Raw genomic sequence first — 25,099 nt, 5'->3', positions numbered from 1 at the left:
CCCCGGCATACCCATCGAAAGACGGAAAGCACAGATGGCAAAGCGCATCGACGTCAGCGACCTGAACGTCTACTACGGCTCCTTCAAGGCCGTGGAGGGCGTCACCATGACGGTCGAGCCCCGCTCCGTGACCGCCTTCATCGGGCCCTCCGGCTGCGGCAAGTCGACCTTCCTGCGGACCCTGAACCGCATGCACGAGGTGATCCCCGGCGGTCGTGTCGAGGGCAAGGTCATGCTCGACGACCAGGACCTCTACGCCCCCGGGGTCGACCCCGTCGCGGTGCGGCGCACCGTCGGCATGGTCTTCCAGCGACCCAACCCCTTCCCCACGATGTCGATCTACGACAACGTGGCGGCCGGCCTGAAGCTCAACGGCGTCAAGGGCAGGAAGAAGCTCGACGAGGTCGTCGAGAAGTCCCTGCGCGGCGCGAACCTGTGGACCGAGGTCAAGGACCGCCTGAACAAGCCCGGCGCCGGCCTCTCCGGCGGCCAGCAGCAGCGCCTGTGCATCGCGCGGGCCATCGCCGTCGAGCCGCAGGTGCTGCTGATGGACGAGCCCTGCTCGGCGCTCGACCCGATCTCCACCCTCGCGATCGAGGACCTCATCAACGAGCTGAAGTCGCAGTACACGATCGTCATCGTCACCCACAACATGCAGCAGGCCGCGCGCGTCTCGGACCGCACCGCGTTCTTCAACCTCGCGGCGACCGGCAAGCCCGGCAAGCTCATCGAGATCGACGACACGCACCGCATCTTCAACAACCCCAGCGTGAAGGCGACCGAGGACTACATCTCCGGCCGCTTCGGCTAACCTCCGACTTTGTATGCAGCAGGAGCGGCCGCGGGCGCCTGAGGGCCCCGCGGCCGCTCCTGCTGCATACGAGGTCGGTTCCACAGGTCGGGGGTTCGAGTCCCATCGTCCACAGGACGGCGCTGACCGACCTCGCCGCAGCGGCTCACCGTGCACGGTGCGCGTATGCCGTGGCCCCAGGACGCGCTCCCCGTCGCCTTCACGACAGGCGAGGCCGAGGCCGCGGGGATCTCACGCCACCGCTTGAACCGGGCACAGCGCTCTGGCCGGCTCTGGCGACCCACCCCCGGGGTCTACGTCGAACGGGCCCGCTTCACGACCCAGTCCTGGCCGGACCGGCACCGGGCCCTCGCGCGGGTCGCACCCCTCCACGTGCAGAACAGCGTCGTCAGCCATGTCAGTGCGGCGCTCCTGAGCGGGCTGCCGCACCCGCCGGCCGCACAGGGCCAGGTACGGCTGACCGTCGAGCGCACACCTCGCGTCAACCGGCCCAGCGACTGGGTCCACCTCCACCGTGCCGGCCTGCCGTCGGACCACGTGACAACGCTGGACGGCATCCCTGTCACCACGGCGGCACGCATGGTGCTCGACTGCTGCCGCGAACTGCGGACGCAAGACGCGGTGGCCATCGCGGACGCGGCGGTGCGGGAGGGCTCCGTGACCGAGGGTGAGCTCATCTCGATGTTCGCCTTCCAGCACCGGTGGCCCGGCGCCTCTGGGAGCAGGCGCGTGCTACCGCTGGTCGACCCTCGACGCGAGAACTGGTTCGAGTCGGCCTCGGCCGCGCTGCTGCACAGTGACGGCGTGCCTCTCGGGACACCGCAGGTCGAGGTCTTCGGGGCTGCCGGCGAATTCCTCGCCCGTGTGGACTTCCTGTGGGCGGAGTCCGGTGTCATCGGGGAGGCCGACGGCGCCGGAAAGCTGCTCGGGGAGTTCGACGAGCAGGAGCAGGCCAGCTCGCCCGAAACGAGTGGCCAGGCGGGTCATCGCGCTGGGCGAGCGCTCCACCCGGCTGCAGGAAGCGGGTTTCGAGGTGTTCCACTGGACCCCCGGAGAACTGTTGCGCGACAGCTGGGCGGTCGCCCGTCGCTACTTCGAGGCGGCCCGGCGGGCGCGACCTGAGCGCGTGAACGCGGTCTGGCGTTGCGCCTGTTGCCAGCGGGATCTCGCCTCATGCCGCTGGGCCACCCGCATCACCCTTCGTCCACCACGGACCTTGTATGCGGCAGGAGCGGAATAGCCGTGACATCGCCCCGAAAGCCGCTCCTGCGGCATACAAAGTCCGGAAGGGGGTTAGAGGAAGAGGTTGCCGACCCAGAAGGCGAGGGCGGCCGCGAGGCCGGCCCCGGGGAAGGTCAGCACCCAGGCGCCGACGATGTTGCCCGCCACACCCCACCGGACGGCCGAGAGGCGCTTGGTCGAGCCGACACCCATGATCGCCGAGGTGATGGTGTGCGTCGTCGAGATCGGGGCCCCGAAGCCCATGCCGGCGACGTAGAGGATGCCGGCGGCGGTCGTCTCCGCGGCGAACCCCTGCGGCGGGTCGAGGTGGATGATGCGACGGCCGAGGGTGCGCATGATCCGCCACCCGCCGGCATACGTGCCGAGGGAGATCACCACGGCGCTCATGACGAGCACCCACAGCGGGATGGACTCGTCGCCCACGGCCTGGTAGCCGCCCACGGTGAGCGCCAGCACGACGACGCCGGCGGTCTTGGAGGCGTCCTGGAGGCCGTGGCCGAACGCCATCGCCGCAGCAGAGGCCGTCTGGGCGTAGCGGAACCCGCGCGAGACACGTCCCGGGTGGGCCCTGCGGAACAGCCACAGGATCGCCGCCATCACGAGGTAGCCGACCATGATACCCACGATCGGCGAGGCGACCATCGGGATGATGATCTTGGTCAGCACGCTGTCCCAGTACACGCTCGCGCTGGCCGCGATCGCCGCCCCGCCCAGGCCGCCGATGAGGGCGTGCGAGGACGACGAGGGCAGGCCGTACCACCAGGTGAGCATGTTCCACCCGATGGCGCCGACGAGGCCGGCGCCGCAGATGAGCAGGCCGACGCTGCCCTGGGGGGCGTCGATGACGCCGGAGCCGATGGTCTTGGCGACCTTGGTGCCGAAGAACGCGCCTACGAGGTTCGCGACGGCGGCCATGGCCAGCGCCACCCGCGGGGTCAGCGCCCGGGTGGAGACCGACGTGGCGATCGCGTTGGCCGCGTCATGGAAGCCGTTGGTGTAGTTGAAGCCCATCGCCAGGGTGACGACGACGGCTACGGGAAGCCATTCCACGAGGTCAGGACTCCTTGACCGCGATGCCCTCGACCTTGTGGGCCACCTGCTCGAACGCGTCCGCGGCGGCCTCGAGCTCGTCGATGACCTCCTTGTGCTTCATGATCGTGATCGCGTCGAGGGGGCCACTGCCGTTGCCATTGAACAGCTCGGCCAGCAGGCGGCGGTAGCACTGGTCGGCCTGGTTCTCGAGGCGGTTGATCTCGATCCAGTACTCCGTCAGGTCCTTCATCGAGCGCAGGCGCGGCATGGCCTCGGCGGTCAGCTCGGACATGCGGGAGAGCACCTCGACCTGCTCGGCGACGCCGGCCGGCAGCTCCCCGATCCGGTAGAGCACGACGAGGTCGACCGCGGCGTCCATCATGTCCATGCAGTCGTCGAGGGCCGCGGCCAGGCCGTGGATGTCCTCGCGGTCGAAGGGCGTGATGAACGAGCTGTTCACCTTGCGGATGATCTCGTGCGTCGCCATGTCGGCGTTGTGCTCGAGCTCGCGCATGCGGGCCGCGATGGCCTCACGCTCGGAGGGGGCGGCACCGAGGATGGTGGTGAGCTCGCGTGCGCCGTCCACCAGGTAGGACGCGGACTTGGCGAACAGGTCGTAGAAGCTGTCTTCCTGCGGGGTGAGGCGAAAGCCCACGATCAGTCTCCGGTCAAGCGGGGAAATGGCCGGGGACGATGCTACGACCTAGTAGACACAGAACTGCAATCCGGAGTTCACCCAGTCGACGGGCTGCGTTCACCTCGTGACGCCCGAGGCGGGGTCGCGCGACCCGGGGCGTGGGCGGGCTGGCCCTAGGCGTGCTGGGGCTTGCGCGCCGCGCCGGCCTTCGAGAGGTCCTCGGCCGCTGACTGGGCGCGGATGACGCCGAGCACCTCGTCGATCTCCGCCTCCGTCAGCGGCCGCTCGCTCGAGGAGGCTGCAACGACCAGGTCACCGACGAGCTCGATCTCGTCCTGGAGGGCGCCGTCCGTGAGGTCGGCGCCGACGATCGGGTCTGCTGCCATAGCGCAACGCTAGCCCAGCCCGCAGAAAACGCCGAGAGTTCTTTGCCATGTCTTGACTGCGTGGCGCAGAGATGACTCGACCGGATCATGCGGCTGCACCCCGCCCTAGTCACGGCGGACCACGGCGTTCATGATGGTCCGGTGCAGGCGCCGGAGGAGGAGTCAGACGTCGCCGCCGACGACCCCGCAGCCGCCGCCCTGCTCGAGGAGCGCGGCTCCTTCACCCATGCGGTGTGCCGCGTGTGCGGCTGGTCGGGGCCGGGGCGCCGCTCGCGCGAACGGGCCCGCAAGGATGTCGTCGGCCATCGCGCCCAGGACTGCCCCCGCTAGCGCCTCACAGCACCCCGGAGGGCACGGGCAGCGGGTCCGCAGACCTCGCGGGATGTGTGCGCCGGGCTGGGAGCGCCTCACGGCGCGTGGCCGCTCGTAGCGGCTTCAGTTGGGACCCGGGGCTACCGCAGCCCGGCGCACGTCTGACTGTAACCGGAGCCCAGCCCCGAATGTTCCAGCGGCGGGCACTTCGGTGGATATCCGCAGGTCAGGGGCAGGGGGCTCAGAGCAGCTCGTCGGCTCGCCACAACCGGGCGCAGGCATCGAGGTCCTCGGCGGTCGACAGCAGCGAGGAGGCCCGGCGGGTCTGCCGCGCCCCCTCCTCGGCGTCGCGCACGTCGGTGGTGTGCGCCCGGTCGGCGCGACCCGAGGAGACCACCCGGCAGAAGGCGCCGGCCCGTTCGAGGGCGACGGCGAGGTCGCCCTCGAAGACCCCCCGCAGGATGGCGTCGGCCAGGCTGCGGATCTCCTGCGGACCCGGGGGCTCCGCGACACCGGCGACCACGTGGTTCACCGCGGCGAAGCGCACACCCGCGGTGTAGTCGGCGCTCGCCTCCTCGGGGTTGCGCTGCACCCACTCGTGCAGGGCGTACAGCCGCCAGAGAGCGCCGGGAAGGCTGCGGGCAGGCCTGTCGGCCCAGAGCTCGGCCAGCGTGGAGAGCCCGAGCTCGTCGACGAGCGCCACGAGGCGCGCGGTGACCTCGGGGTCCTCGGCGGCCCGACCCGCCCCCACGAGCACGGCTGCGGTCGCGTGCGCGACCTCGGTGACCTCCGCGGGGTCGGGCACGGTGCCGCCCTGCGACTCCATCGCGGCCGGGCTGAAGAACGCAGGCCGGCGGGGGGCGCCGCGGCCGCTCGGTTCGTTCCTCACCGCGTCAGTCTCCCACCGGGGGCCTCGCCACGCGCGCGGCTCGCGGGTGTGGGCGGCGGGCCGCCCGCGGCATACGGGTGGTCAGTCGTCGAAGAGGTCGGAGAGGAAGGACCGCCGCTTCTTGTGCGGCTTGCCGTAGCCGTGCCCGTAGGGCTGGCCGTGCTGCTGCGGGTACGGCGAGTACTGCTGCCGCGGCGCCTGCTGGGCCCGCTGCACGGGCGGCTGGTGCCACTCGTTCTCGGCGGCGACCAGCCGCTCGAGCTCACCGCGGTCGAGGAAGAGCCCGCCGCAGCCGGTGCACTGGTCGACGAGGACGCGGTTGCGCTCGTACTGGCGCATGTCCGAGCCGCACTTGGGACAGGTCAGCGTGGTCGTCATGCCTGGGCAACGCGCCCGGCCGGGTGGCGGTTCCCCCGGCAGCCGGGGCTGGGTGGGGCACGATGGACTGGTGGGGCAGGTGGCACAGCAGCGGGCCCGGGCCTTCCGCGTGGCCGGGACGGTGGTCCTCTCGCTGCTCTCGGGGGCCTCCCTCGCCGCCGCGGTGGGCCTGGCCCTGGCGGCCCGGTTCGTCATGTGCGGCATCTCCGGCTGCTCCGGCGGCGGCTTCGGCCGGGTCACCGACCCGCCGCTGACGCTCACGCTCATCGTGGCAGCGGGGGTCGCCCTCGCCCTGCCGGTCGTGCTGTATGCCGTGTGGCGGCGACGCGCCCGCCTCGCCCTGGCCGCCGTGCCGGCGGCCGCGCTGGGCACCATCCTCGTGGGTCTGGTCATCGGCGCCGACTGGAACGGCTGCCCGCGCACCATCTCCACCGCGACGTGCCAGGAGGAGCGGGGCCACTGAGCCGGTGCCCGCCGCACGGCCTCAGGTGGGCGGGAGCAGACGCCGAGCCGCGACGCCGCCGGCTGCCGCTGTTTGCGGCAGCCGGCCGTGCGCCGCCTCAGGCGCTAGACCCGACGCGAGGCCCGCGCCACCGCGAAGGCCACCAGAGTGATGGCGCCACCCAGGAAGAGGAGGCTGACGATGAGCAGCCCGGCGCCGGCCTCGTCCAGCCAGGGCACCTCGGCACCGAACCGCATCGAGGCCGAGACGCCTCGGGAGCCGTCCGCGTTCATCACCACGGCGGACCAGTTCCCGGCCTCCGGCGTCCACACGACCGTCTGGGCGCCGTCACCACTGGCCTGCGCCACCCAGATGTCGAGGTTGGTCGGCGCCGCGACGGGCGACCCGCCCGGCTGTTCCTGCCCGTCGCCGCCGGCTTCGTTGCGGTCCGACCGGGCGACACCGGCGAGGTAGGCCGCGACGTCGCTCTGCCGGCCGATGCCGACGAACACCGGCACGCCGGCTGTGGTCGACGTGGCCTCGATCCGCAGGTCGCCGAAGAACCGTCCGGGCAGGCCCCGGTCGGCTCCCGGCGACTCGAGGAGCATGTCTCCGACCACGGCGTGACCGGCCGAACGCCAGGTCTCCGCCGGTGTCGTCACGAAGCCGTCCTGGCGCCAGACGCGGTCGGCCATGATCATGGCGCCGCCCCCGGCCACCCCACCGAGGGAGAACAGCCCGACCAGGATGCCGACGACCGCGGCAATGGTCCGTCCGGCCGTCCACCCCGAGCGCGCTGGCACCCCCGGTGCACCGGGAGGCGGCGGTGCCGCCCCTCCCCCGCCGGCATACGGCTGCTCGGGGGCACCCTGGTAGGGCTGGGCACCCTGGTAGGGCTGGGCACCCTGGTAGGGCTGGACGTCCGACGGCGACTGGGAGGCGGGTGGCTGGGTCCCCGCCTGGCTGGTCAGCACGAGGGCGTGGTCAGGCTCGTGCGGACCCATGTCGAGGCGGAACGGCGGGTACTGGTCGGTCATGAGGCCGACATACGCGGCCACGCGCAGCACCCAGCGGTTGAGCCCGAGCAACAGGTCGTAGATGGGACGCGGGTACGAGCCCGTGAAGGCGAGCACGACGGCAGCGATGAAGGCGAGCAACCCGACGAGGCCGCCGCTGCTGACGTACTGCCACCGCTGGTCCTCGAAGACCCAGCGACCGCCGCCGATGAGGATGGCCAGCACCAGGTAGTGCGGGATGGCCAGGAGCCACCACTTGACGAGCACGAGGCCGCGCGAGAGGTGTTCGGGGTAGTCGATTTCGAGGTGTGTCGGGTAGTCGGGCACCTCCGCGAGGGAGAACGGCGGGTAACGGTCGGTCGCGAGCGCGCCGTAGGCGTAGTAGGCCACCCGCCAGGACCACCGCAGGACGCCGACGTTGAACTCGAAGATGGCGCGCGGGTAGTGGCCGGTGAACAGGATGGCGAAGAAGGCGACGACGCTGAGGACGACGAAGGCCACCCACAGGAACGCCAGGACGATGTAGTGCGGCACCGCCAGCAGCCACTTGACCAGCCAGAGCCAGCGCGAGGCGGCCGGCTCGGTGGCGGCGTCAAGGTGAACGGGGTAGCTGGGCCGCGGAGGGGCTGTTGCAGTGGTCATTGCTGCGTCATTCCTCAATCGGCCCCACGGTCCGGCTCGCCTGCGTGACGGACCTCGGGGCCGCTGTCGGTGCTGGTCTGCGTGGCGATCTGGCTCGCGAGCTCCGCTGCCCAGCAACGGATCTGGTACCAGTCGCGGTAGTCGCCGTCACCGGCGTGGAGTCGCCGGGCGGCCAGGCGCTCGCCGCGCGAGAGGGCGGCCAGGTCGAGTCGCCCGGCGAAAACGCGGTGGTCGCGGGCATGGGTCGAGCGGGCGGCTCTGTCGGCGTCGGCGACCGCCCCGAGGGGCCGGGCGGGTTCACCCACCGGTCCGCTGGAGAAGAGCCAGACGGGCCGGCCCCCGAGCCGCTGCTCGAGGCGGGCGGCGAGGTTGCGGGCCTCGGGCATCCAGCGGCCGTGGTAGACGGCGCTGCCGAGCACCACGGCGTCGACCCCGTCGAGGGTGTCGACCTCCACGGGGTCGAGCACGCGGGCAATGTGCCCGGCGGACCGCAGCTGACGGGCGACCTCGTGCGAGATCGCCTGGGTGGCGCCGTGACGGCTCGCGGCAGTGACGAGGACTGTCATCAGAACCTCCTGTCCTCGCGGCCAGTCTCCGACCGGGGCAGGGCAGGGCACAGGGCCGGATGGCCCTACGTGGAGGCGGCTCAGGACGCCGGTACGCCCTCCTCGGAGCGGCGCTTCAGACCGACCGCCTCGAGGTTCAGGTAGCGCTCGGTGAGACCGGCCATCCAGCGGCCGACGAGCTCACCGACGAGGCCGCGCTGGTCGATCTCGAGCGTCACCCGTGACCCGGTGCGCCGACGCTCCACGACGTGCCTCGCCGTGCTGCGGAACCCGGGCAGGCCGGTGACCCAGGTGAAGGACTTCCCCGACTCGAGGCCGTCGACGGTCCAGACCGCCACGGGCAGCCGCGGCTGTCGGATCCGCACCCGCGAGCCGACGTCGAAGCGACCGGTGTCGAGGCGCTCGACCTCGGTGACCGACGCCGTCCACTGCGGCCACGCCTCGACGTTGGCCATGACGGCCCAGACACGCTCGGGAGGGGCGTCGATGTCGATGGTGACGCTGGCGTGCACGGCGGCTCCTGGAGGTGTGGGGGACCATCGCCCCTACCTGCCAGCCTAGGCGCGGACCACGCTGTGCGCAGAGGCCCGGGCGGCATCCGGCTGCATCCTGCGGCGGCGCCCCGGAGGGAGGGTACGTGTCCATGACCGGAAGGCGTCGCATCGGGCCCGTGGACGCCCTCTGGCTCAACATGGACCGGCCCAACAACCTCATGGTGATCACGAGCTTGGTGTTCCTCGAGTCGGTGCCCGACTGGGACGAGGTCCGGTGCATCGCCCAGGAGCGCTTCATCGACCGCTACCCGGTCTTCAGCCAGCGGCCGGTCGCCCCCCCGCTGCCGATCGGGCTGCCGTCGTGGGAGTACGACCCCGACTTCGACCTCGAACGCCACCTCGTGCGCGAGACGCTCGCGGAGCCGGGCGACGACGCAGCCCTCCAGGCCCACGTCGAGGACCACCTCCACCGGCCCTTCGACCGCCGGCACCCGCTGTGGGAGGTGCACCTCATCGAGGGCTACGGCACCGGGGCGGTCGTCTTCTTCCGCATCCACCACGCTCTGGCCGACGGCATCGCCCTGACCCGGGTGCTCATGTCGCTGACCGACAACGGGGCTTCGGTCGACACCAAACCGCTACACGGAGATCCGGCCGGCCCCGCGGCCTCGTCGGCGGTGTCGACGCGGGTGTCGACGAGGGCGTCGACGGGAGTGTCCCTCGCCCGCAGCGCGGTGGAGCAGGCGGCTCGGTTGGCCCACCCCTCCGCCCTGGCGAGGTCGGTCGGCACCGGCGCACGGACCGGCCAGGTGGTGCGCGACCTGCTCTTCCTCGGCAACCCGCCCAACGTCGTCGCCGGGACGCCCGGCCTGCACAAGCGGGTCGTGTGGACCCAGCCGGTGCCGCTCGCCCCGCTCAAGCAGGTCGGCCACCTGGCGGGCGCCACGCTCAACGACGTGCTCATGAGCGCGGTCGCCGGCGCCCTGCACCGCTACCAGGTCGAGCACGACGCCACGCCGGTCGACCTCGTCACGATGGTGCCGGTCAACCTCCGCCCGCTCGACAGGCCGCTCCCCCGAGAGCTCGGCAACCAGTTCGCCCTCGTCTTCTTCACCTTCCCGAGCTCGAGCGCCGGGCTGCTGGAGCGCCTGGCCGAGACCAAGCGGCGGATGGACTGGCTCAAGAGCTCCCCCGAGTCCGTGCTGACCTTCGGGCTCATCACCGCCATCGGTTTCAGCACCCCCGCGCTGGAGCGCCCGGTGGTGGACTTCTTCGCCGACAAGGCGATCGGTGTCACCACCAACGTGATGGGCCCGCGCGAGCCGCGCACCTTCGCAGGGGTGCCGGTCACCGGCGTGCTGGGCTGGGTGCCCGGCTCCGGCGCCCAGACGGTGGGGGTGTGCATCTTCACGTATGCCGGGAGCGTCCGGGTCGGGTTCATGGTGGACGCCGGCGTCGTCCCCGAGCCCCAGACCCTGCTCGCGGCGTTCGAGGACGAGGTGGAGGCGCTGGTGCGCCTCGGCCGTGATGGAGAGGAAGGGAGCCGGCATGCCCACCGACACCGCAACCCAGTCCGTCGAGGTACCAGCCACCCAGGCCGACGTGCTGGCGCTGCTGCGCGACGTCGCAAGCCAGCCTGAGTGGATCCCCGAGATCCTGGAGGCCGAGGTGCTGACGTCGGACGGGCACGGACGGCCGCTGACCGCCAGGTTCGCCGCCTCCAGCAGCGTGGGCACCGACCGCTACATCCTCGCCTACGAGCACTCGCCGCACGGCCTGCGCTGGTCGATGGTCAAGGGCCGGCTTCAGACGGGGCAGGAGGGTGTCTACACGCTGGAGTCAGCCGGACGGGGCCGCACGAGGGTGACCTACCAGCTGACGATCCACCACAACCTGCCGCTGCCCGGGTTCCTCCGCTCGCGGGTCATCAAGGGCCTCGTCTCGGACACCCTCACCGGGCTGCAGGGCCGCTTCGGCGGCTGACCGGGCCACCCGGCATACCCGCTGGTCAGCGGTCGAGCTCGAACCAGACCGTCTTGCCGGCGCCGCCGGGCCGCGGCGCCGTGCCCCACCGCGAGCTGAGGGCGCCGACGATCAGCAGGCCGCGGCCGTCCTCGGCGTCGAGGTCGAGGTCGCTGGGCTCCGGGCGGTGGGGGTTCGCGTCACTGACCTCCACCCGCACCACGTCCGGCCCGGGCCACAGTCGCACGCTGACGTCGCCGTGGGCGTGCCGGACGGCGTTGGTGACCAGCTCCGTGGCCAGGAGCACGGTGTCCTCGCGCAGGGCCCGGTCGAGGCCGTGCGAGCCCTGGCGGATCCACCGGCGCACCTCGGCAGCCGTGTGGGGGCTCTGCGGGAACGTCGACTCGTAGGGAGCGAGGCTGTGCGACGGCACCCGGCCGACATGCACCGCTCCGGCGCCGGTGTGAGCGGACTCGGGGGGCGCGAGCGCCACCGCAGGCACGGGCTGGGGCCCCTGCGGCTGGGCCAGCGGCTCACGGCCCGCCACCCCGGAGGCGGCAAGGGCACCGGCCCGGCGCAGGGCCGGCTCGGCGGCACTCTCCTCGCCTCCACCCGTGGGCACGCTCGGCAGCCGGGCGACGAGCAGGGCGATGTCGTCCTGCCGCTGGTTGGCGGAGGTGACCACGAGGAGCTCGGTGGCGAGGGCCTCGACGTCGGGGCCCTTGCGGCGGACCGTCTCGCCGACGAGGTCGACGAAGGCCTCGAGGCCGTCGAGGCCGCTGGCTCGGTCCTCGACGATGCCGTCCGTGTAGAGCGCCAGCACGCTGCCGGGCGGCACCCTCACCTCGGCCTCGACCCGCTGCGGCCCGGGCGTGCCGAGCGGCGGTGACCCACCCTCCTCGAGGAGGGTGGCCCGGCCCTCGCGGTCGACGAGGATCGGCGGGAGGTGGCCCGCCCGGGCCACGCGCGCGACCCCCGACTCCGCGTCGAGGAGCACGTAGGCGACAGTGGCGATCTCGTCGACGTCGAGCATGGAGCGCAGGCGGTCGAGCCCCGAGAGCACGGCGGCCGGCGAGGGGTCGGCGCTGGCGAGTGAGCGGACGGCGGTGCGCATCTGCCCCATCACGGCCGCGGCACGCAGCCCCTTGCCCATGACGTCGCCGACGACGAGGGCGACCTTGTGGCCGTCGACCGGCACACAGTCGTACCAGTCGCCGCCGACTCGCAGGCCGGCCTCACCCGGGACGTAGCGGGCCGCCATGGCCAAGTCGTCACGGGCCGGGAGCGTCGGGGAGAGCAGCGACCGCTGGAGCGTGGAGGCCGCATTGGCCTCGCTCTCGAACGCGAGCGCCCGCCGCAGGGCCTGACCGCCCTGGCTGGCCTGTCCGGTCAGGACCTCCCGCTGGTTCTGCTCGAGGGTCCGGGGCTCGGTGTCCCACACGAGCAGGGTGCCCAGCCGCTGGCCGGCGACGCGGATGGGCAGCACCACCAGCACGGAAGCCTCCTCCAGCGGTGACCCGACAGCCACTGGGACCCTGGCGCGCACGGCCTCGGTCGACTCGAGGAACAGCGGCTCTCTCGCCAGTGGTGCGAAGGTCGAGGCGTACGGGGCGTCCCAGCCGCTCCCCGCGAGCTCGTCACCCGGCCGGGAGCCATAGCCCGCGTGGCCGATGACGGCGGTCGGCTCGCCCTCCCTGCTGACGAGGACGACGGCACGGCGCAGGCCGCTGGCACCCACGGCGTCGCGGCACAGGGCCTCGGCCACCTCGGCCGGGGTGACGGCCTTGGCCAGGTCCTGGGCGCAGCCGAGGAGCTGGCTGGTCAGGCCGAGCGAGGTGCGCAGCTCGCCCTCGCGCCGGTCGAGCTCGCTCTGGGTGTAGGACTCGGTCTCGGAGAGGCGGATCAGGACGCTGGCCACGGCCCCGATGGCGAGCACGGAGTAGGTCGCCACGCGCATGGACAGACTCGCCCACCACACCGCACTGAACCGCTCGGCGGCGAAGGCGTTGAACAGCAGGTCGTAGACCGCGAGCGACAGGGCGACCCCGACCCAGCCCCGGAGGGTGGTGGCGTCACGTCCGGAGCGCCTGATCCACGTCACCGCGACAATCGCAGTGAACACCGCCATGCCGTACTCGACGCTCAGGAGTGGAGGGGTGAACGAAGTGTCCGGCCGCAGCAGGGTGGGAAGCGGGATCGCGTTCACGGCGAGGAGCACCGTGAAGCCGATGCCGAGCGCCGCCGCGGGCAGACGCCAGACCACGGGCACCCTCAGCGCTCCGGCGAGCGCGCCCGCGGGGAGGGCCAGGTGGAACATCAGGTAGAGCGCGGCGCTGCTCTGGTCGTTCGTGCCGAGGGGGCCCCCGCCGGGGTTGACCGTCGGGAACGAGATGAGCTGCAGGACCATCGCCAGCCACCCGACCGCCAGGCCGGCGCTCACCCAGCTCAGGGCCGGGTCGCGCTCGGCCCGCCAGCGCGCCGCCAGCACCACGAGCGCGAAGGCAGCGCTGATCGGCGCCGCCGCGAAGAACACGACCGAGAGGCCGCGGGGCGGCACGGCGTCGAGCATCAGGGCCACCAGGTAGGCCACCGAGGCCAGGGCGGCCACCGCCACGGCGGCGTAGAGGTCGAGCCTGCGCTCCGGCCGCGGGCGGCGCGGGTCGACCTCCCAGGTGGCCGGCCGAATGAGGGCTGCGTCGCGAACGCTCATGCTGGATCGTCCGCCGGGTCGGAAGCGGGGCGAGCGGTCATCGGCACTCCTCTGCGACGTGCGCCCACCGGGACCGGCGCACCCGGGTGTGCGCCTGCGGGGGGCGACCTGACGCTGGGCGGACTCATCACCCCGGTTGGGTGATCGGGGGCATCCGCCCGTCCAGTCGATGTCGCGATCTGCCTCCTCAGTGTGTGGGCGCGGCAGGGGCGTCCGCTAGGCCGTTGGGCCCCCTTTGATACCCCGGGTGGTGTGTGTCATGTCCCATACCGGCCCAGACCGGGAGATAGCGACCTGCGCCCCTCCGGGCGCCCGGTGTCGGGTCCCATCGCCCCCGGTCGGGGCCTTGCGCATCGCGACGAGCCGGAGGAGTATTTACAACCTGATGGTTGTAGATCAGTTCACCGATGACGAGATCGACCGGCTCTTCCACGCGCTGGCCGACCGCACGCGCCGCGACATCGTGAGGCGGGTGCTCGTGGGCGAGCACTCGGTCTCAGCCCTCGCGCGCAACTACCCCGTCAGCGTGACGGCGGTTCAGAAGCATGTGGCCGTCCTGGAGGAGGCGGGGCTCGTGGTCAAGCACCGGCACGGACGGGAGCAGCGGGTCACCGGCCAGCCGGACGCCATCCGACGGGCCCAGGAGCTGCTTGCCGCCTACGAGGAGCTGTGGCGCGGCCGGTTCGAGCGCATGGCCGACCTGTTGGACGAGGACAAGCAAGGAGAGAACGCATGAGCATCACCAGCATCAGCAAGGACACCGACCAGCTCACGATGACCGTGACCTCGGACTACGACGTGTCCGCGGACCGGGCCTGGCAGCTGTGGGCCGACCCCCGCCAGCTCGAGCGCTGGTGGGGACCGCCGACCTACCCCGCCACCGTGGAGCAGCACGACCTCCGCGAGGGCGGGCACGTGGGCTACTACATGACCGGGCCCGAGGGCGACCGGCACCGCGGGTGGTGGAATGTGCGCGAGGTCGAGGCGCCGCGCCTGCTGGTGGTCGAGGACGGCTTCGCCGACGAGTCCGGGGCACCCGACCCGGGCATGCCGACCATGGTCATGCGGGTGGAGATCACCGACCGGCCGGGCGGGGTCACCGTGACCATCTCGTCACGGTTCCCCTCGCTCGAGGCGATGGAGCAGCTGCTCCAGATGGGCATGGAGGAGGGCCTCACGCAGGCCATGGGCCAGATCGACGCGATCCTCGCCGGTGAGCCCGCCCGGGCCCGTTCCTAGCGGCCACCCCAGGTCCGCCCCGGGGGCGCCACAACGCCCCCGGGGGGTGGGGGCCTGCCACGGCGCGGGACGCACCACCGTCGCCCCCCGCTTCAACAGAGTCGGTACGCCGCGATGGGGCGCCCGCGGCTCCCGCACCACGTGACGTGGGCTTGGGGCGGAGACGATCCCTCCGCCTCCGCGCCGTATCCCGCGTCAGGCCTCGTCGGGTCCGTCGACGTTGACCACTACCTCCCCGCCCCCTGCTCTGACGACGATCACCGCGGCCTCTACCGATGCCGGGTTCCCCTCGCGATGCACGGTGTGCGGCGGCACGAAGACAAAGTCACCGGGTTGCGCGTCAATCACGTCCTGTCCGCCAGGTCCGGACTCCATGCGCAACAGCCCCGAGAGGACGTAGATGTGACTCTCGTAGTCTCCGTGGTGGTGCCACCCGGACACCATCCCAGCCTCGGTCGTGACGTGGCCGGCCCAGCTGCGATCCGTGCTGGCGGCCTGCTCCCGGCGCATGCCCGATGTCACCTGGCCCTCTGAGCGATCTGCCGGTCGGATCAGTTTCACTCGCTTGTCGTCGCCCATGGCGCGCTCCCCTTTGCCCGCGACTTGCGCACCTTCGACGCTGCTCTCGAGCGCAACGGAATGTCAAGGCGCCTGTGACCGAGTCGGCCTGATGCACGCACCCCATGCAGGAGACGGGCTGGCGGGAGACCTTCCAGTGCAGCAACACCAGCCGCAGTCTCCGAGCGAGCGAGACGCCGGGCTCTCGGTGGAGACGCGACCGTCCCCCTTTGCCGCGATCCGCGCGGTCTTGCCGACGAGCGCGCGCGACGGTGGTGGTGACACCGCACCCCTGTGCGTCAGGAACACATCCGGTGCCTACTCCTTCGTCGCCACCACCACGTACCCCTCAGCCTCCGGGTCGAACGTGCTCTTCTCGACCCGTAGTCCCACGCTGTGCAACTCAGATTCGAGTTCGCCGTATTGATACGGCCAGCACGACAACAGTTCCGAGCGGACCAAGACCGACCCATTTCCCTCGACTTGCACGACAGCGATCTCAATGCGGTGCTCCTGCTCCCACTGCGGCGCGATTTCCCAGCGATAGATGACGAGGCCATCGCGGCCATTCCGGCGGACCATTCGGTCACTGATGTCCAGCCGGGAGCCCCTGGCCCTCACGAGTTCCCAATTGCGGGAGGTGAGTACCAACCACCCTCCACGGCGCAGAAGTCGTGACATCGACTCCAGCGCAGCAACCCTGCCTCTCGCCCCCTTGGCATGGTGCAGCGAGTTGCCAACGCAGAACACCATGTCGAAGGTGGCGTCCCCGAAATGGTCGGTCAGTTCCTCCCAGTCGGCACGCACCGTCAAGAACGATGCACCGGTTTCGTCAGCCAACATCTCAGTCCGACGAACCATCGCTGCACTGGCGTCGGTCGCAACAACCTGCATGCCGAGACCGGCGAGGCCAACCGCCAGTTGCCCGGTACCGCATGAGCAATCGAGCACTTGAGCCTTCGACGGAAGGAGACAAGTGAAGTCAGCGAACGCCGCGGCGAACTCGGCGGGCGTCAACTTCGCGTCCGAGATAAGCCACTCATACACCTCGGGCAAGCACGTCATAGCCCGTCACGACGACCACCTCCGTCAACTCGGCAGACCCCAGGTGGCGCACCAGTACATCAGTGGGGCAGGTCAGTCACCACAGGTTTCCCGTGGAGTGACCGCCGGCTCATGCCGCGATCCACTCGTGCCGATCTCCGGACGGGGTCGTCGACGAGCTGGGGATGTGCGGCCGGGTGGTGTCGCTCACGGACTCCGCAGACCAGCCGTTGTGCCGGCGACGGCGCCGCGCACCGCGCTGACTCGGAGTCGGTCGGACAGGGCAAGGACCTCGTCGCGCAGGGCGTCGGGGGTGATCACCTCGAAGTCCCAGCCGAGCCCGGCCAGCATGCAGGCCATGCCGTCGAGGTGCTCGACGCGCGTCTCGAGGAGCACGCCGTCAAGGTGCTCGGTCAGCCGTCCCACGCTCGGGGGCAGTCGCTCGCCCGCTTCCGCGAGGGTGGTCCGCAGCACGACGGCGACCTCGTGCGACCACCCAACCGCCGCGATGCCGGACACGACCTGTGTCGTCGCATCGAAGTCAGCGGGCACGACGTAGGAGCCGTCGCCCTGCCTGACTGAGCCGATGCGGTCCAAACGGAATGTCCGCACGTCATCACGGGCGTGATCGTGTCCGGTGGCGTACCACCGGCCGGAGTGGAAGACGAGGCCGTAGACGTCGAGCTCACGCTGCGACTCCTGTCCGTCCCAGGCGGTGTAGGCGATCACGACGGTGCGCCGCGCTTGCGCTGCCCAGGCGAGATCAAGCAGCGTGTCGGCGCCGGCGGGAGCGCTGGCGTGCGCCGGGGTCGTGAAGCGCGCGGTCGACAGCAGGCTGTCGAGCCGCTGGCCCAGGGCCCGCGGCAGCACGCGCGACACCTTGGCGAGCGCGCTCGCCGTCGCCGCGTGGTCGGTGGTGGCGAGACCCGCACGTTCCGCGGCCCGCAGGCCCAGGACGACGGCGACGGCCTCGTCGTCGGTGAGCATCAGCGGCGGCAGTTTGTAGCCCGGTGAGAGCCGGTAGCCGCCGTACCTGCCTCGCTGCGCCTCTACTGGGATCCCGAGGTCGGCAAGATGCTCGGCGTAGCGCCGGACGGTCCGCTCGTCGACCCCGAGCCGCGCCGCGAGATCGCCGACGGTGCGCTGCCCGCCCGCCTGAAGCAGCTCCAGCATCGCCAGCACGCGTGCGGTGGGGCGGGTCACGGCTCTCCCCGGAGCTGCCCAGAAAGAACTGCGATGCGCACTCTGAATACCGGGCGGAAACTGTCCACAAACCACTCTAACGTCGTGGTCATGAACACCACCACCTACGTCCTCGTCCCCGGCTTCTGGCTCGGCGCCTCGGCCTGGCGCCCCGTCGCAGACTCGCTGAGCGAGCGCGGCCACGTCGTACACGCCGTCGACCTCTCCGGCATGGGCGAGCGCGCGCACCTCGCCTCGCCGGAGACCGACCTGACGACCCACATCGACGACGTCGTGCATCTGCTCGAGCCGCACGACCTGCACGACGTCGTGCTCGTCGGCCACAGCTACGGCGCCCTCGTGACGACCGGTGCGGCAGACCGCGCGCCTGAGCGGGTGGCCCGCCTGGTCTACATCGACTCAGGTCCCCTGCCGGACGGCATGGCGCAGGCCGACTTCGAAGGACCCGACGCGCGGGCGGCCAACCAAGAGCTGGTCATGACACACGGCGAGGGCTGGAAGCTCCCGCCGCCGACCTGGGCCGTGCTCGCCGCCGAGGCGCCCGATGTCGACGACGACGCCGTGGCCGCGCTGGTCGAAGGCTCGCAGCCGCAGCCTTGGGGCACCGCCACCCAGCCGGTCGTGCTCACCGGAGCCTGGGAGCGCCTGCCGCGGACGGGCGTGCTGTGCAGCTTCAGCCTTGAGCAACTGCGGCAGATGGCGCCGTACGCACCGACGTTCGCGCACATGGTCGACGGCGACTGGACGTACATCGAGCTGCCGACGTGGCACTGGCCGATGGTGAGCCGACCGGTGGAACTTGCCAAGGTGCTGGAGTCGGTCAGCTGCTAGGCGCTCGGGCCCCGTTGCTTCGCGCGCAAGACGCGCGCTGATGGCGCGGATAGGGAAGTCGCTGATGGGCCGCTGTCCGCGCTTTCGCGGCATAGGGTTCCGGCATGGCACGGGTGCTGCTGACCGGAATGTCAGGCGCAGGCCAGAGCACCGTGCTCGCCGCAGTTGCCCGCCGCGCGTACAGGTCTACTTCTGCGACCCCAAATCGCCCTGGCAGCGCGGCAGCAACGAGAACACCAACGGGCTGCTGCGTCAGTACCTGCCTAGAAGGCTGGACTTCCGCACCCTGACCCAGGCCGACCTCGACGCCATCGCCCAAGAGCTCAACGAACGACCTCGACAGACCCTGAAGTTCAAGACACCATCACAAGCACTGGCAGAGGTGTTGCGATGACCGCCTGAACCGGCACAGATGAGCGGGCGTGGTGTCGCTGGTTGAGATCGGAACTCGTAAACTCTGGGTTGGGTGGTCAGGAAGTTTTTCCGGCTTGGGATGTTTCAGCCTTTTCGGCGCAGTTCCAGCTATGGGACATGGGTCTTGAGAACGTCCGGCTGCCATGGAGCTCGACGGTCCGAGGCCAGGAGGCGGGATGACTCCGTGGCGGGGTTGTTCCGCACCAGTAACGCATCGCTGCTGCGTTTGGCCGACTGCCTGCGTCGCGGTCCTCGACTCAAGGACTTAGGCTGCACGTAAGACTGCTCGGGTTCATGAGTCGAGCGCGATCGAGGCGGGTGATGGATGAGCATCGATCCGAAGACCGCATTCAGCCTCTATTCCCAGGCATGGGATGGCAAACTCGACGCGGCTGCGCGAGCAGAACTTCTCTCCCAAGCGTGGGCCGAGGACGGAGAGCTCTTTGACCCAGACACTCCCGACGGGCTCATCGGGCGCGTCGCGCTCGGTGCGTACATCCAAGAGCAGCACGAGGCTTCACCTGGCATGGTGGTCAGTGCGACCGCCGAGCCGGAGCTGCTCGGGGATCGTCTGCGGGGAAGGTGGGCCCAGTATGAGAGCGGAGTTCTGACGCTTTCGGGAGCCGACTTCGTGGAGTTCGCTGGCGACGGACGCATCAAGCGGCTCACGATGTTCTTCGACTCGGGTCCCGAGTCCTAGGCTCCGGGCGTGACCTTCGTCGCCGTCACCCCCTCGAGCTTCACCTAGAGGGGTGGACGACGGCAGCGAGGAAGCTGTCAGACCCTTGCCCGCGTTGCCCGAGGACCGCGACCCCTGGGATCCGCCGAACCCCCCTTCTGACCCTGTGGGTCCGAGCAAGTAGGACACGCCAAGGACTCATTCCCGTGACAAGCGGCGGCCGTCACACGTAGCCCTGTGCCGTATCCCGTTGGCGCGAAACGCACTCTCATGCCGCTGATTGCACGTACCAACGTGCCGGTGGGCGGATGATCGGTGGCCGGTCCACCCGATTCCCGAACCGCTACGGTCTCGCTGTGAACCGAAGTCAGGCGCGGCGGTACAAGCTGCACGGCACCAACCCCAGGATCATCCGTGGCCCAAGCCGCGATGAGGTGCTCGGGCGCTTGGAGACGTTGCCTCGCGGAGACGGCGTGCTGATCCTGGAGAACCTCGACCATCCGGGTCGCTATGTCCAAGTTCTGCACCAAAGCGACGGTTTGCTGCGGCTTGAGGTGCGCGACGACGACCCCCCGCGACACCTGATGACGCGCACCCTGTCGCGGGACCGAGTGGCCGATGCGTTCGAGGGCTGGACCTCCGAACTCCATGAGTCAGCTCACGACGAGTGGCGCGCTGCCTTCCGCTGGGAGGACATCAGCGAGGAGCTGCTTGATCCGCGTGCTATCGACTGACCCGCGTTGCCAGAGAGTTCATGGACCGTAGTCAGCGGCGCCGTCCGCCGCTGCGGCATCCGGATCTGCCGATGAGCGCGTGGTTGTCCGGGGAGGGCCGTCACCGCAGTCGCGCGGCCATTACGGTCACGTCATCGTGCAGGGAGGTGTCGGCGAGTGCGGCGATTCCTTGGACCAGTTCCTTCACCGGAGCGTCGCGGAGGTCGGCGGCCCGGTCGCAGAGGAGCCTGATCCCGTGGTCGATGTCGTGGCGTCGGGACTCGACGACTCCGTCCGTCACCATGATCAGCAGCGAGTCGGGCTGCAGGTGATGGGTGACCACTGATCGGTGTGAGTCCCCCAGCACGCCCAAGGGCGGGCCCTCCTGGCCGCGCAGCACTTCGATACGGCCGTCGGGGCCGACCACCACCGGAGGGATGTGCCCGGCGTTGCACAAGGACATCTCTCCTGTCACCGGGTCGACCAGGAGTGCCGCGGCGGTCACGAACTGCTCGGGTGCGTCTCGGGCGACCATCTCGTCGGCAGCGGTGAGCACGGCGTCGGGCCCCGGATTCACGGTAAGCAAGCCGCGGATGCCGGCTCGCACCCGGATCATCGTGGTTGCCGCGCTCACCCCTCGGCCCATCACGTCGCCCACCACGAGGGCCAGCCGCCCGTTCGATGTGGCGACGGCGTCGTACCAGTCCCCGCCGACGTGCTCGATCTCGTCGCCTCCGGGGGCGTAGTGCACCGCGAGGTCGAGGTGCTCCACCGTCGGCAAGGGGCTGGCGGCGAGGCTGAACTGGAGCTGCTCGGCGATGTCGACCGTGCGGGCCAGAGCCTGGGCCCGCTGAGCGGTGATGGCGCACTGGGACGCGAGGATGTCGAGCACCTGGTTGTCCTCGACGGGCAGAGGGGTGTCAGCGCTCGTCACGAACGAGGTTCCCTCGGTGATGCTCGTCAGGTCGTCGGGGACCTTGAGCTCGACAGTCGCGGGCAGGATCTCCGCCAGCTGCTCCAAGCTGTGGGCGAGCACCGCCTCCACCTGGTCGAGCGTCGAGGCGCGGACGAAGCCTGCGGTGACTTCCTGCAGAAGGCGGGCACGGGCCGCAGCCGCGGCCTCCCGCTGCTGCGCCTCGATCCGCTCGGTGACGTCGCGTACACAGCCGATGGTCCCGGTGGGGTTGCCGTGCTGGTCGCTGGTGACCTTGCCGTGCGCCTCGATCCAGCGCAGCGTCCCGTCGGGCCACCGGATCCGATTCCGCAGCACGTAGGTCGAGCGGGCCTCCCACGCCGCCTGGACAGCCGCGAGAACCTGGTCACGATCCTCGGGAAGGACCGTTTCCAGCCATGCCTCGTAGCTGCGGCCGAAGGTGCCCGGCGCCATGCCGTAGATCGCCTCGAGCTGCTCGTCCCACACCACCTCGCCCGTGGCCAGGTTCCAGTGCCAGCTCCCCAGCTGCGCCGCCTCGTGGGCAACCCGGAGGCGCGCTTCGCTGGAGGCCGCGGCCGCCTCGGCGGAGCGGATCTCGCTCATGTCCTCCGCGACCACCACGATCCCGGTGATCTGGCCGGTTGGGTCGCGGACCGGTGTGCCGGACACGGCTGCGACGAAGGTGTCACCGCGAGGGCGCCGCAGGGTCAGGTCGCCCCGCCAGGTATCACCCGCGATCACCGCGTCGAGGTCCAGCGGACCGTCGCTGGCGCCGGGCGCGATCAGGTCGTGCACCTGGTGACCGACCAGCTCGGCGTCGACGGTGGCGAAGACCTCGGTCGCGGCCCGGTTGACGAAGGTGATGGTCCCCGCCGCATCGGTGGCAAGCACCGCCAGCCGGATCGCCTGCAGCAGACGTAACTCGTCGATGTAGCGGTGCATTCCGCGCACCTCCTAACCGACACGCTACCCGCCCTGCCCCGATGAGCACGATTAGCTCTGGTCGGTATCGGCCGCCTTGCTCATCGTCGGGCCGCTGCGGCCTCTTGGGCGATCTCCTTCACCGTGGTCCGCTGCAGGGCGGCGGCGCCGTGCCCCTCGTCCCGGGAGGCAGCAAGCGGCCCGTGAGCGCTCCTGCCGTGTCCACCGGCGGCTCCCGTAAGTGCACTCATCTGCCGCGATCCGGTCGTGCCTACGGTGTGGACGCCCCTAGCACGCATGCGCTGCGGAGGTCCGCCACAAGGGCGGCCGGTCCACCGGCGCATGGCAAACGGTGAGCTCGTCACTGGAGGGCAGCGGTGGGCAAGGCCAGCGGCCGGGTCTCCCCGGCACCGCAGTTGATTGCGCGGCAGCAAGGTTTGCGCACCGTCGGCGGCAAGGGGCAGCGGAGGCCACGCAACAGGCGCGCCGGCCGATCACCGCGCCACAACCGGTATGGTCTTCTCGCGGTCAGCGGTGCGAACTACACGGGAGTTATCCCGAGGGTTCTCCCGACTAAACCCTGACCCCCCGGGCCTCTAGCTCAATTGGCAGAGCTGCGGACTTTTAATCCGTAGGTTGTGGGTTCGAGCCCCACGGGGCCCACGAACACGCAGGTCAGAAATCCGCCGGAGAGCTTCCATGCCAGACTGCCTCCCGTGTTGGCCAAGGAGGCGCTGAAGGGGGCACTGAGAACAGAGTTCGGCCCCCTCCTCCGCAGCCTTGGCTTTCGAGGCGCATTTCCGACGTGGCGGCTTCAGCAGGGCGACGACGTGGCGGTAGTCGACATCCAGCCAGGCCGGTACAACGAAGGTGACTTCGGCGACTTCTACGTCAACCTGGCCATCGTTCCGGCCGCCTGGTGGGCATGGACTCATGAGTGCGCTGGTGACACCCCGTGGGGCAGCGACAGCCCGAAGGGCAGGGCTCGCGAGTGGGATGGCTTGTACCGGGCCCGTTCAGCACCCGATGACGGCCAAGGCAGATCCGACGCCGGTTGGCCCCTTGATGGAGTCGAGGAGGCGGCGACGGTTGCGGCTCGGATGACCTCGGCCCTCCCTGGCGCACTCGATCCTCTGCTGGAGCTCCTTCGGCCTGGCCGGCTCCTCGATGCCATGCACTCAGGACTCATTGATGACCAGACGCCCCTCAACGACCGCCCTGGCATGAGAGACATCGTGCGCGCGGTGCTCCTGACGGAGGTCGGCGGAACGGAGCTGCAGGAGGCGTGCCAGCGCTTGGACAGCTGGGCAGGTCATGACTTCGCTGAGCTGCCGTTGGCGACCGCTTCGTGGGCACGCCGCCGGGGCGCTTCGCTCGGCGGTTCTGCACCCTGATCACTCAGCGGGCCCAACCAAGGTCGCACCCCAGCCTCCCCTTCGCGGCAGGTCGCCGCTTCGGACCGTCGAACCGGCCCCTTTTATCGACACTGCAGCCGGCCGCGGCTGCTCCTTGTCGCCCGGGCTCCCAGGTCACTGGCCCGGGGGCGTGTAGTCGACCCTCTGCTCGGTCGCCTCGTCAACCTCCTCAGGAGTCATCAGGACGACGGTCCGGACATGGGCCAGCCCGCTGGAGTTCACGGCCAGGGCGACAGCAGCCGCGGCCTTGTTGTCGGGCAGCTCGCAGAGGGTGAACACGTCGTCCTCCCCGAAGGCGAAGTCGAAGGTCACCATGCGTCCGCCCAGGTCAGAGGCGAGCTTCTGCACGACGGCCGCCCGGGCACTGCCGCCCTTGGCCAGGACTCCCTTGGCTCCAGCACTGTCGTACCGCGCGATGATCATGTAGCGGCTCATGTGGTCCTCCTCCAGGTCGCCACGGATGGGAGCCACGCTTCAGCCAGCACACCTGCGCAACAACCCCCATCGTGGTGAGCGCCGGGTGAACCGGGACCACGCGAAAGCGAGCGTGTCGAGCACGCGGATAGGACGGCCCGATGACAGGAGATGCCGCCGGTCGCCACGACCGCGCCCGGGCATGCAGGCGGCGCACCCGTCAGGAAGACGTAGAAGGACGCCGAAAGAGCGCCACCTGCAGGAAGCCGTGCGAGAAGGTCGGCTCGTCGTGGGTGTGGCCGGGCGGCATGAGCCGGGCGTCCACCAGTTCCAGCCAGGAGAACATCTCCGCCAGCTCATCCAGCGTGTACCCGACCCCGCCCTCGAGGTGCCCCTGGAGCAGCAGGTCCTTGTCCGACGCCGTGCTCCCCATCTCCCCGGCCATGAACGTGCAGATGCCGTACACGCCGTCCGGCGCCAGGGCGGCAGACAGAGCCTCCATGTAGGAGATCCGCCGGTGCGGTGCAAGGTGGTGGAAGCAGCCCGAGTCGTAGACGAAGTCGAAGGGCCCGCCAGCCACCGGCTCGCGCACGAAGTCCACGCGCCGGTAGTCGGGCCCCGACCCCAAAGCCACCGAACCGGCGGCACCCGACCTCTCCATCCGCGACCGAGCCGTCTCCACGGCATACGGGGAGATGTCGATGCCGGTGACGGTGAACCCCTGAGCTGCCAGCCACGTGCTGTTGCGCCCCAAGCCGCACCCGACGTCCAGGGCGGATGCCCCATGTCCACCCGGCAGCAGGGCCTCCGCCTGCCAGGCAGGCAGCGCGGCGTCGGGAAGCTCGGAGGTGAGCGGGTGCCCCTCTCGCTGGAACAGCCCGTCCCAGAACGCCGCAGCCGCGTCGCTGGTCCGCTCGGCGCCGTCGGCATAGAGACTGTCGAGCAGCTCCATCAGCTGGCCGTAGGTGGTCACGCGCACCGGGGTTCCTCCTGCCTCAGACGACTCGCAGAGTCTGACACGCGGTGGCCCGGCCCCGACGAAAAAAGCCCTCTCGGCGCTCTCTCCTACAGTGGAAGCAGCTCAGGAGAGGCAACGAAAGGCACCTGGCTTGTTGCCCGGCAACCTCCACCGCGGAGGTGCCCCAGGGGAAGAGCAGACCGTGCCGAACCCGGCCGGTAACAGGGGATTCCGCCGCGAGCCAAGGGATCCCCGTC

At 70.5% G+C, this 25,099-nt stretch carries 27 protein-coding genes, 1 tRNA gene, 1 pseudogene and 1 riboswitch; of the genes and pseudogenes, 14 read left to right on the top strand and 15 right to left on the bottom strand.

What is annotated here, in order from left to right; all coding sequences use genetic code 11:
• Positions 1-34 precede the first annotated feature (34 nt).
• Positions 35-811: a phosphate ABC transporter ATP-binding protein PstB gene (pstB, locus tag P0Y31_RS04690; protein ID WP_275866883.1), complete on the top strand. Its 777-nt coding sequence runs from the start codon at positions 35-37 to the stop codon at positions 809-811.
• Between the two features lie 165 nt (positions 812-976).
• Positions 977-1,933 (top strand): type IV toxin-antitoxin system AbiEi family antitoxin domain-containing protein, encoded by a 957-nt coding sequence (locus P0Y31_RS04685; RefSeq protein WP_275866882.1) that lies wholly within the window; start codon positions 977-979, stop codon positions 1,931-1,933.
• Between the two features lie 171 nt (positions 1,934-2,104).
• On the opposite strand, the gene P0Y31_RS04680 is transcribed toward P0Y31_RS04685, so the two are convergent.
• The 3 genes from P0Y31_RS04680 to P0Y31_RS04670 all read right to left on the bottom strand — a co-directional run bounded on the left by P0Y31_RS04680 (position 2,105) and on the right by P0Y31_RS04670 (position 4,108).
• Entirely contained in the window at positions 2,105-3,103 is a 999-nt protein-coding gene (locus P0Y31_RS04680; RefSeq protein WP_275866881.1) for an inorganic phosphate transporter, read from the bottom strand.
• A gap of 4 nt (positions 3,104-3,107) precedes the next feature.
• Positions 3,108-3,740: a DUF47 family protein gene (locus P0Y31_RS04675; RefSeq protein ID WP_275866880.1), complete on the bottom strand. Its 633-nt coding sequence runs from the start codon at positions 3,738-3,740 to the stop codon at positions 3,108-3,110.
• Positions 3,741-3,895: 155 nt separating this feature from the next.
• Positions 3,896-4,108, bottom strand: coding sequence for a hypothetical protein (locus P0Y31_RS04670; protein WP_275866879.1), 213 nt, complete (start codon positions 4,106-4,108; stop codon positions 3,896-3,898).
• A 141-nt stretch (positions 4,109-4,249) separates the two neighbouring features.
• On the opposite strand from P0Y31_RS04670, the gene P0Y31_RS04665 reads away from it, so the two are divergent.
• A complete protein-coding gene (locus P0Y31_RS04665) occupies positions 4,250-4,438 on the top strand; it encodes a hypothetical protein (protein WP_275866878.1) in 189 nt (62 codons plus the stop codon).
• Positions 4,439-4,661: 223 nt separating this feature from the next.
• Here the strand turns inward: P0Y31_RS04665 and P0Y31_RS04660 are convergent, their stop codons facing one another.
• Positions 4,662-5,246 carry a hypothetical protein gene (locus P0Y31_RS04660; RefSeq protein WP_275867108.1) on the bottom strand — a complete coding sequence of 195 codons (585 nt, stop codon included), beginning with the start codon at positions 5,244-5,246 and terminating at the stop codon, positions 4,662-4,664.
• Between the two features lie 144 nt (positions 5,247-5,390).
• Positions 5,391-5,687, bottom strand: coding sequence for a zf-TFIIB domain-containing protein (locus P0Y31_RS04655; protein WP_275866877.1), 297 nt, complete (start codon positions 5,685-5,687; stop codon positions 5,391-5,393).
• 70 nt (positions 5,688-5,757) lie between these two features.
• Between P0Y31_RS04655 and P0Y31_RS04650 the strand changes: the two genes are divergently transcribed.
• Positions 5,758-6,150 (top strand): hypothetical protein, encoded by a 393-nt coding sequence (locus P0Y31_RS04650; protein WP_275866876.1) that lies wholly within the window; start codon positions 5,758-5,760, stop codon positions 6,148-6,150.
• Between the two features lie 104 nt (positions 6,151-6,254).
• On the opposite strand, the gene P0Y31_RS04645 is transcribed toward P0Y31_RS04650, so the two are convergent.
• The 3 genes from P0Y31_RS04645 to P0Y31_RS04635 form a co-directional block, all read right to left on the bottom strand.
• Positions 6,255-7,787: a DUF4389 domain-containing protein gene (locus P0Y31_RS04645; protein ID WP_275866875.1), complete on the bottom strand. Its 1,533-nt coding sequence runs from the start codon at positions 7,785-7,787 to the stop codon at positions 6,255-6,257.
• 14 nt (positions 7,788-7,801) lie between these two features.
• Complete coding sequence (locus P0Y31_RS04640) at positions 7,802-8,353, bottom strand: flavodoxin domain-containing protein (RefSeq protein ID WP_275866874.1); 552 nt, start codon at positions 8,351-8,353, stop codon at positions 7,802-7,804.
• Positions 8,354-8,433: 80 nt separating this feature from the next.
• On the bottom strand, positions 8,434-8,865 hold the full coding sequence (locus P0Y31_RS04635) for an SRPBCC family protein (protein ID WP_275866873.1): 432 nt from the start codon (positions 8,863-8,865) through the stop codon (positions 8,434-8,436).
• 131 nt (positions 8,866-8,996) lie between these two features.
• Here P0Y31_RS04635 and P0Y31_RS04630 point away from each other — a divergent pair, with 131 nt between their 5' ends.
• Both P0Y31_RS04630 and P0Y31_RS04625 read left to right on the top strand, forming a co-directional pair.
• Positions 8,997-10,487: a wax ester/triacylglycerol synthase family O-acyltransferase gene (locus tag P0Y31_RS04630; protein ID WP_275866872.1), complete on the top strand. Its 1,491-nt coding sequence runs from the start codon at positions 8,997-8,999 to the stop codon at positions 10,485-10,487.
• A complete protein-coding gene (locus P0Y31_RS04625; protein ID WP_275866871.1) occupies positions 10,396-10,830 on the top strand; it encodes an SRPBCC family protein in 435 nt (144 codons plus the stop codon). The genes P0Y31_RS04630 and P0Y31_RS04625 overlap by 92 nt, the downstream gene beginning before the upstream one ends.
• Positions 10,831-10,855: 25 nt before the next feature.
• On the opposite strand, the gene P0Y31_RS04620 is transcribed toward P0Y31_RS04625, so the two are convergent.
• Positions 10,856-13,519 (bottom strand): SpoIIE family protein phosphatase, encoded by a 2,664-nt coding sequence (locus P0Y31_RS04620; protein WP_275866870.1) that lies wholly within the window; start codon positions 13,517-13,519, stop codon positions 10,856-10,858.
• 385 nt (positions 13,520-13,904) lie between these two features.
• Between P0Y31_RS04620 and P0Y31_RS04615 the strand changes: the two genes are divergently transcribed.
• Together P0Y31_RS04615 and P0Y31_RS04610 are read left to right on the top strand one after the other, a co-directional pair.
• On the top strand, positions 13,905-14,255 hold the full coding sequence (locus P0Y31_RS04615; protein ID WP_275866869.1) for a metalloregulator ArsR/SmtB family transcription factor: 351 nt from the start codon (positions 13,905-13,907) through the stop codon (positions 14,253-14,255).
• Positions 14,252-14,758, top strand: a complete 507-nt coding sequence (locus P0Y31_RS04610) for an SRPBCC domain-containing protein (RefSeq protein ID WP_275866868.1) — start codon at positions 14,252-14,254, stop codon at positions 14,756-14,758. Before P0Y31_RS04615 ends, P0Y31_RS04610 begins: the two co-directional genes overlap by 4 nt.
• A 195-nt stretch (positions 14,759-14,953) precedes the next feature.
• On the opposite strand, the gene P0Y31_RS04605 is transcribed toward P0Y31_RS04610, so the two are convergent.
• The 3 genes from P0Y31_RS04605 to P0Y31_RS04595 all read right to left on the bottom strand — a co-directional run bounded on the left by P0Y31_RS04605 (position 14,954) and on the right by P0Y31_RS04595 (position 17,542).
• On the bottom strand, positions 14,954-15,337 hold the full coding sequence (locus P0Y31_RS04605) for a cupin domain-containing protein (RefSeq protein ID WP_275866867.1): 384 nt from the start codon (positions 15,335-15,337) through the stop codon (positions 14,954-14,956).
• Positions 15,338-15,634: 297 nt separating this feature from the next.
• Complete coding sequence (locus tag P0Y31_RS04600) at positions 15,635-16,363, bottom strand: class I SAM-dependent methyltransferase (protein WP_275866866.1); 729 nt, start codon at positions 16,361-16,363, stop codon at positions 15,635-15,637.
• A gap of 204 nt (positions 16,364-16,567) precedes the next feature.
• Positions 16,568-17,542 carry a YafY family protein gene (locus tag P0Y31_RS04595; RefSeq protein ID WP_345803610.1) on the bottom strand — a complete coding sequence of 325 codons (975 nt, stop codon included), beginning with the start codon at positions 17,540-17,542 and terminating at the stop codon, positions 16,568-16,570.
• A gap of 111 nt (positions 17,543-17,653) precedes the next feature.
• On the opposite strand from P0Y31_RS04595, the gene P0Y31_RS04590 reads away from it, so the two are divergent.
• The 4 genes and pseudogenes from P0Y31_RS04590 to P0Y31_RS04575 all read left to right on the top strand — a co-directional run bounded on the left by P0Y31_RS04590 (position 17,654) and on the right by P0Y31_RS04575 (position 20,221).
• Positions 17,654-18,394, top strand: a complete 741-nt coding sequence (locus tag P0Y31_RS04590) for an alpha/beta hydrolase (protein ID WP_275866865.1) — start codon at positions 17,654-17,656, stop codon at positions 18,392-18,394.
• 178 nt (positions 18,395-18,572) lie between these two features.
• Positions 18,573-18,788 (top strand): annotated as a pseudogene (locus P0Y31_RS04585) (IS30 family transposase); the annotation flags it as partial.
• A 345-nt stretch (positions 18,789-19,133) separates the two neighbouring features.
• Positions 19,134-19,508: a hypothetical protein gene (locus P0Y31_RS04580; RefSeq protein ID WP_275866864.1), complete on the top strand. Its 375-nt coding sequence runs from the start codon at positions 19,134-19,136 to the stop codon at positions 19,506-19,508.
• Between the two features lie 335 nt (positions 19,509-19,843).
• Positions 19,844-20,221: a hypothetical protein gene (locus P0Y31_RS04575; RefSeq protein WP_275866863.1), complete on the top strand. Its 378-nt coding sequence runs from the start codon at positions 19,844-19,846 to the stop codon at positions 20,219-20,221.
• Between the two features lie 100 nt (positions 20,222-20,321).
• Here the strand turns inward: P0Y31_RS04575 and P0Y31_RS04570 are convergent, their stop codons facing one another.
• Positions 20,322-22,076, bottom strand: coding sequence for a SpoIIE family protein phosphatase (locus tag P0Y31_RS04570; protein WP_275866862.1), 1,755 nt, complete (start codon positions 22,074-22,076; stop codon positions 20,322-20,324).
• 569 nt (positions 22,077-22,645) lie between these two features.
• Here P0Y31_RS04570 and P0Y31_RS04565 point away from each other — a divergent pair.
• Together P0Y31_RS04565 and P0Y31_RS04560 are read left to right on the top strand one after the other, a co-directional pair.
• Positions 22,646-22,718, top strand: a tRNA-Lys gene (locus P0Y31_RS04565).
• A 53-nt stretch (positions 22,719-22,771) separates the two neighbouring features.
• Positions 22,772-23,449, top strand: a complete 678-nt coding sequence (locus P0Y31_RS04560) for a DUF4304 domain-containing protein (RefSeq protein WP_275866861.1) — start codon at positions 22,772-22,774, stop codon at positions 23,447-23,449.
• Between the two features lie 135 nt (positions 23,450-23,584).
• Here the strand turns inward: P0Y31_RS04560 and P0Y31_RS04555 are convergent, their stop codons facing one another.
• Positions 23,585-23,905, bottom strand: coding sequence for a GYD domain-containing protein (locus P0Y31_RS04555; protein ID WP_275866860.1), 321 nt, complete (start codon positions 23,903-23,905; stop codon positions 23,585-23,587).
• A 199-nt stretch (positions 23,906-24,104) separates the two neighbouring features.
• Positions 24,105-24,863, bottom strand: a complete 759-nt coding sequence (locus P0Y31_RS04550) for a class I SAM-dependent methyltransferase (protein ID WP_275866859.1) — start codon at positions 24,861-24,863, stop codon at positions 24,105-24,107.
• Positions 24,864-24,963: 100 nt separating this feature from the next.
• Positions 24,964-25,073, top strand: a riboswitch (SAM riboswitch).
• Positions 25,074-25,099 lie beyond the last annotated feature (26 nt).

It is taken from the genome of Knoellia sp. 3-2P3 (genome assembly GCF_029223115.1).
Lineage (GTDB): Bacteria > Actinomycetota > Actinomycetes > Actinomycetales > Dermatophilaceae > Pedococcus_A.
The sequence above is the reverse complement of the archived record's forward strand: the minus strand, read 5'-3'. Positions and strand labels throughout refer to the sequence as shown.

Excerpts from the sequence above, each read along its gene's own strand:
- P0Y31_RS04685 (WP_275866882.1), top strand. The coding sequence starts at position 977 with ATGCCGTGGCCCCAGGACGCGCTCCCCGTCGCCTTCACGACAGGCGAG.
- P0Y31_RS04630 (WP_275866872.1), top strand. The coding sequence starts at position 8,997 with ATGACCGGAAGGCGTCGCATCGGGCCCGTGGACGCCCTCTGGCTCAAC.
- P0Y31_RS04620 (WP_275866870.1), bottom strand. The coding sequence starts at position 13,519 with ATGAGCGTTCGCGACGCAGCCCTCATTCGGCCGGCCACCTGGGAGGTC.
- P0Y31_RS04645 (WP_275866875.1), bottom strand. The coding sequence starts at position 7,787 with ATGACCACTGCAACAGCCCCTCCGCGGCCCAGCTACCCCGTTCACCTT.
- P0Y31_RS04625 (WP_275866871.1), top strand. The coding sequence starts at position 10,396 with ATGCCCACCGACACCGCAACCCAGTCCGTCGAGGTACCAGCCACCCAG.
- P0Y31_RS04590 (WP_275866865.1), top strand. The coding sequence starts at position 17,654 with ATGAACACCACCACCTACGTCCTCGTCCCCGGCTTCTGGCTCGGCGCC.
- P0Y31_RS04640 (WP_275866874.1), bottom strand. The coding sequence starts at position 8,353 with ATGACAGTCCTCGTCACTGCCGCGAGCCGTCACGGCGCCACCCAGGCG.
- pstB (WP_275866883.1), top strand. The coding sequence starts at position 35 with ATGGCAAAGCGCATCGACGTCAGCGACCTGAACGTCTACTACGGCTCC.
- P0Y31_RS04655 (WP_275866877.1), bottom strand. The coding sequence starts at position 5,687 with ATGACGACCACGCTGACCTGTCCCAAGTGCGGCTCGGACATGCGCCAG.
- P0Y31_RS04610 (WP_275866868.1), top strand. The coding sequence starts at position 14,252 with ATGAGCATCACCAGCATCAGCAAGGACACCGACCAGCTCACGATGACC.
- P0Y31_RS04555 (WP_275866860.1), bottom strand. The coding sequence starts at position 23,905 with ATGAGCCGCTACATGATCATCGCGCGGTACGACAGTGCTGGAGCCAAG.
- P0Y31_RS04605 (WP_275866867.1), bottom strand. The coding sequence starts at position 15,337 with ATGGGCGACGACAAGCGAGTGAAACTGATCCGACCGGCAGATCGCTCA.
- P0Y31_RS04660 (WP_275867108.1), bottom strand. The coding sequence starts at position 5,246 with ATGGAGTCGCAGGGCGGCACCGTGCCCGACCCCGCGGAGGTCACCGAG.
- P0Y31_RS04670 (WP_275866879.1), bottom strand. The coding sequence starts at position 4,108 with ATGGCAGCAGACCCGATCGTCGGCGCCGACCTCACGGACGGCGCCCTC.
- P0Y31_RS04615 (WP_275866869.1), top strand. The coding sequence starts at position 13,905 with ATGGTTGTAGATCAGTTCACCGATGACGAGATCGACCGGCTCTTCCAC.
- P0Y31_RS04570 (WP_275866862.1), bottom strand. The coding sequence starts at position 22,076 with ATGCACCGCTACATCGACGAGTTACGTCTGCTGCAGGCGATCCGGCTG.
- P0Y31_RS04580 (WP_275866864.1), top strand. The coding sequence starts at position 19,134 with ATGAGCATCGATCCGAAGACCGCATTCAGCCTCTATTCCCAGGCATGG.